Source organism: Noviherbaspirillum denitrificans (assembly GCF_002211445.1).
In the GTDB taxonomy this organism is placed as follows: domain Bacteria; phylum Pseudomonadota; class Gammaproteobacteria; order Burkholderiales; family Burkholderiaceae_D; genus Noviherbaspirillum; species Noviherbaspirillum denitrificans.
In genome coordinates this window covers 3,380,894-3,385,452 of the sequence record NZ_LSTO01000001.1, presented here as the reverse complement: position 1 = coordinate 3,385,452, position 4,559 = coordinate 3,380,894, and the positions used below count along the sequence as shown (strand labels likewise).

Below are 4,559 nucleotides of genomic sequence, written 5' to 3'. Positions count from 1 at the left end.
CAGGCGGGGCAGACCTCGCACAGGATGTGCGCCAGTGATTCGCGTGTACGCTTGCGGGTCATTTCCACCAGGCCGAGCTGCGAGAAGCCGGAGACCGACACCTTGGTGCGGTCGCGCGACAAGGCCTTGTTCAGTTCGGCCAGCACCGCCGTTCGGTGCTCGACATTTTCCATGTCGATGAAGTCGAGGATGATGATGCCGCCCAGGTTGCGCAGGCGCAGCTGGCGGGCGATCGCGTGCGCGGCCTCGAGGTTGGTCTTGAAGATCGTGTCGTCGAAATTGCGGCCGGTGACGTAGCTGCCGGTGTTGACGTCGATCGTGGTCATCGCCTCGGTCTGGTCGATGATCAGGTAGCCGCCGGACTTGAGGTCGACGCGGCGTCCGAGCGCGCGCTGGATTTCTTCTTCCACGCCGTACAAATCGAACAGGGGACGCTCGCCGGTGTAGTGCACCAGCTTGGCCAGCACCGACGGGGTGTAGGCATTGCCGAATTCCTGCAGCTTCTGGAAGTTCTCACGCGAGTCGACCTGGATGGTCGAGGTGTTGTCGTTCACGAAGTCGCGCAGCACGCGCTGGGCAAGGTTCAGGTCCTGGTACAGCAGCGTCGGGGCAGGGCGGGTGCGTGCCTGCTGGGTGATGTTCGCCCAGGTCTTGCGCATGTAATCGATGTCCATCTGCAGGTCGGCTTCGGACGCATCCTCGGCCATGGTGCGGATGATGAAGCCGCCTTTCTCCTCGGGCGGCAGCAGTTTCTGTACCTTGGATTTCAGCGCCTCGCGGTCGACTTCGTTTTCGATGCGCTGCGAGATGCCGATATGCGAATCCTGCGGCAGGTAGACCAGCATGCGGCCGGCGATCGAGATCTGCGTCGACAGGCGGGCGCCCTTGGTGCCGATCGGGTCCTTGATCACCTGCACCATCACCGACTGGCCGTCGTACAGCAGCTTTTCAATCGGCGCCGGCATGGTGTTGGAATTGTCGTGCGGTCGGGCTTCCCAGATGTCGGCCACGTGCAGGAAGGCGGCGCGTTCCAGGCCGATGTCGATAAAGGCCGACTGCATGCCGGGCAGCACGCGCACCACCTTGCCGAGATAGACGTTGCCGGCGAGGCCGCGCGATAGCGTGCGTTCGATGTGGAGTTCCTGTACTGCGCCCTGGAGGATCAATGCAACCCGCGTCTCCTGCGGGGTGATATTGATGAGGATGTCTTCGCTCATAAAGTCGGGATACCGGCTTGATTTAATAGTTGTGCGGTCTCGTGCAGTGGCAGGCCCATGATCCCGGTGTAGCTGCCGGCGATGTGCTTGATGAACACCGCCGCGATGCCCTGGATGCCGTAGCCGCCCGCCTTGTCATAGGGCTCGGATGTCGCGCAGTAGGCGCGCATCGTTTCCTCGCTGAGGACGGACAGGGTGACGTCGGAAGACTGCGTCTGCTGGAAGGTGGCGCCATCGCGGTGCAGGGCGATGCTGGTGATGACCTGGTGGGTGCGGCCGGAGAGGGCGCGCAGCATGTCCATCGCTTCCGCCTCGTCGGCAGGTTTGCCGAGGATGCGGCCGTCAATGACGACGGTGGTATCGGCAGCCAGCACCGGGCGCGGCGGAAGCCGGCGCGCCAGCATGATCTTCCACGCCTGCTCGGCCTTCTCGCGCGTCACGCGCACCACATAGTCTTCCGCCTTTTCGTTCGGCAGGACATCCTCGCTGACATCGGGCCCGCGCGGTCCTTCGCCGCGCAGCAGCATCAGTTCGAATTCGACGCCGATCTGGCGCAGCAGCTCGCGCCGGCGCGGGCTCTTGGAAGCGAGGTAGATCTTGTTGTCTGCCGGTTTCATTGGAATTCTCAAACCCTGTGGTACGGGTGGTTCTGCGTGATCGACCACGCGCGGTACAGCTGCTCGGCGAGCAGGACGCGCACCATGCCGTGCGGAAGGGTCAGGCTCGACACGCGGACCAGCATGTCGGCGGACGCCTTGAAGCCCGCGTCCAGCCCGTCAGCCCCGCCTATGACGAATGTAACATCCCGCCCGTCTTGTTGCCACTGCGTCAGCAGCTGCGACAGTTGCACCGTCGTAAGATCCTTGCCCCGCTCGTCGAGCGCGATGATGCGCGATCCCTTCGGGATGGCCGCCTCGATCTTGCCGCGCTCGAGCGCCATGACCGTTTCGGCAGTCTTGCTGCCGGAACGTTCTACAGGCTTGATTTCCTTCAGGAGGATGCGGCACTCCGGCGGCATGCGCTTCGCATATTCGCCGAACCCGTCTTCGATCCAGGCGGGCATCTTGTGGCCCACCGCGGCGATGATGAGCTGCATGGCAGCTTACTTGGCGGTCGTGCGCTTGGCGGCGGTCTTCCTCGGTGCGGCGGTCTTGGCGGTGGCAACCTTCACGGTCTTGCCGACCGGGGTCTTGGCGGCAGTCTTGCGGGCGGCCGTGGTCTTGGTCGCAGCCGACTTGGTTGCTGCCGTCTTGGTCGCTGCCGTCTTGGTCGCGGTGGTCTTGGTGGCCGTCGTCTTGCGGGCAGCGGTCTTGCGCGCCGGCTTCTTCGGCTCGTCATCGTCCAGCGTGGTCTGCGATGCGGCGACGTGGGTCGAACGCTTGCGTGCCGGCTTGGCTTCACCGTCGGCTTCGTCAGCCGCGGTCTTCTTCGCGGTGCGCTTGGCGGCGCCGAACTTCACTTCCTTTTCACCCCAGATTTCCTCGAGGCGGTAGTAGTCGCGGATCGCCGGCTGCATGATGTGCACCACCATGTCGCCGAGGTCGACCAGCACCCATTCGCCGGTCTCTTCACCTTCGATCGAGACGACGGTGCCGCCCTTTTCCTTGACCTTGTCGCGTACCGACGCGGCGAGTGCCTTGGTCTGGCGGTTGGAAGTGCCGGAGGCGATGGCCAGGCGATCGAACATGCTGGTGAGATGGACGGTGTCGAAGACGCGGATGTCTTGAGCTTTTACGTCTTCAAGGGCGTCGATGACGGCGGTTTGCAGTTTTTTGATGTCCATTAGTTTCTGTAGAGATGGTGTTGTTGTATATAGTCTAGCACCCCGGCCGGGATCAGCGACGCTACATCGCCCCCCTGTTCGAGTGTGGTACGGATTTGCGTTGCCGAAATATTGATCGCCAGGTTGGTGGCGATGTAAGTCAAACCCTTTGGCGTGCTACGGATTTGTTCCGGCGTTGCCGCGCGGCGCGTGAATTCGCGGGCCACTTCGGGCGTCATGTCCTGTATGCCATAGCCCGGGCGCGACGCGGCGCACAGGTGGGCGTAGTCGAACAGGCCCTGCCATTCCTTCCATGTTTGCAATTTTTGCAACTGGTCCGCGCCCATCAGGAAAGCCAGCGATACATCCGGGCCGAGATCCTGGCGCAGCGCGCGCAGGGTATCGATGGTGTACGTCGCGCCACCGCGCCGGATTTCCTGCTCGTCGATCACGACCGGGACGGCAAGCGCTCCGAAGGCCTTGCGCGCCATGCCGACACGGTGTTCCGGCGGCGTCTGCAAACCCTGCTTCTGCCACGGCTGGCCGGCGGGGATGACGCGCAGTTCGTCCGGCACCAGCAGCTTGGCGAAGTAGCCCGCAAGGGCGACGTGGCCGTTGTGGACGGGGTCGAAACTGCCGCCCAATACGGCGACACAGCGACGCGGGCTTGCGGTCACACCCATTCGCGCGGCTTGAGGAAATCGGTGTACAGCTTCGCTTCCGGCGTGCCCGGCTCTGGCTTCCAGTCATAGCGCCATTTCACGACCGGCGGCATCGACATCAGGATCGACTCGGTGCGGCCGCCCGATTGCAGGCCGAACAGCGTGCCGCGGTCGAACACCAGGTTGAACTCGACATAGCGTCCGCGGCGGTAAGCCTGGAAGTCGCGTTCGCGTTCGCCATAGGGCGTGTCCTTGCGGCGCTCTAGGACCGGCACGTAGGCATCGATGAAATGGTCGCCGACGCTGCGGATCATCGCGAAGCTTTCTTCAAAGCCGAGCTCATGGAAGTCGTCGAAGAAGATACCGCCCACGCCGCGCGGTTCCTGGCGGTGTTTCAGGTAAAAGTAGTCGTCGCACCATTTCTTGAAGCGCGGATGCAGGCTGCTGCCGAAGGGCGCAAGCGCATCCCTGCAAGCCTGGTGGAAGTGCGTCGCATCTTCCTCGAAGCCGTAGTAGGGCGTCAGGTCCATGCCGCCGCCGAACCACCAGACCGGTTCTTCGCCTTCCTTGGTCGCGGTGAAGAAGCGCACGTTCATGTGCGAGGTCGGCGCGTAGGGATTGCGAGGATGCATCACCAGCGATACGCCCATCGCCTCCCAGCTGCGCCCGGCGATTTCCGGACGGTTGGCGGCCGCTGTCGGCGGCAGGCTGCTGCCACTGACGTGCGAGAAGCCGACCCCGCCGCGTTCCAGCACATTGCCTTCCTCGATGATGCGCGAAATGCCGCCGCCATTGATCGGGCTGGTGCCGTGCGGACGTTCCCACTGGTCGATGATGAATTGCTTGCCGTCCACCTGTTCGAGGGCGCCGACGATGCGCTTCTGCAGGTCGAGGAGGTAGGCTTTGACGATGTCGGGG

6 protein-coding genes are annotated in these 4,559 nt (G+C 63.5%); all 6 read right to left on the bottom strand.

From position 1 onward, the window contains the following. Window positions 1-1,217 (bottom strand): Rne/Rng family ribonuclease (locus AYR66_RS29625; RefSeq protein ID WP_206047197.1); only part of this gene is annotated, 1,217 nt, incomplete at its 3' end. Then, window positions 1,214-1,834 carry a Maf family protein gene (locus tag AYR66_RS16390; RefSeq protein WP_088708393.1) on the bottom strand — a complete coding sequence of 207 codons (621 nt, stop codon included), beginning with the start codon at window positions 1,832-1,834 and terminating at the stop codon, window positions 1,214-1,216. The genes AYR66_RS29625 and AYR66_RS16390, both read right to left, overlap by 4 nt. Window positions 1,835-1,842: 8 nt before the next feature. Continuing rightward, complete coding sequence (gene rlmH / locus AYR66_RS16385; RefSeq protein ID WP_088708392.1) at window positions 1,843-2,313, bottom strand: 23S rRNA (pseudouridine(1915)-N(3))-methyltransferase RlmH; 471 nt, start codon at window positions 2,311-2,313, stop codon at window positions 1,843-1,845. 6 nt (window positions 2,314-2,319) lie between these two features. After that, complete coding sequence (gene rsfS / locus AYR66_RS16380) at window positions 2,320-3,000, bottom strand: ribosome silencing factor (RefSeq protein ID WP_088708391.1); 681 nt, start codon at window positions 2,998-3,000, stop codon at window positions 2,320-2,322. Continuing rightward, a complete protein-coding gene (locus tag AYR66_RS16375) occupies window positions 3,000-3,662 on the bottom strand; it encodes a nicotinate-nucleotide adenylyltransferase (RefSeq protein WP_088708390.1) in 663 nt (220 codons plus the stop codon). The genes rsfS and AYR66_RS16375 overlap by 1 nt, the downstream gene beginning before the upstream one ends. Then, a partial coding sequence (gene hemF / locus AYR66_RS16370; RefSeq protein ID WP_420093106.1) for an oxygen-dependent coproporphyrinogen oxidase occupies window positions 3,653-4,559 on the bottom strand: 907 nt, incomplete at its 5' end. The genes AYR66_RS16375 and hemF, both read right to left, overlap by 10 nt.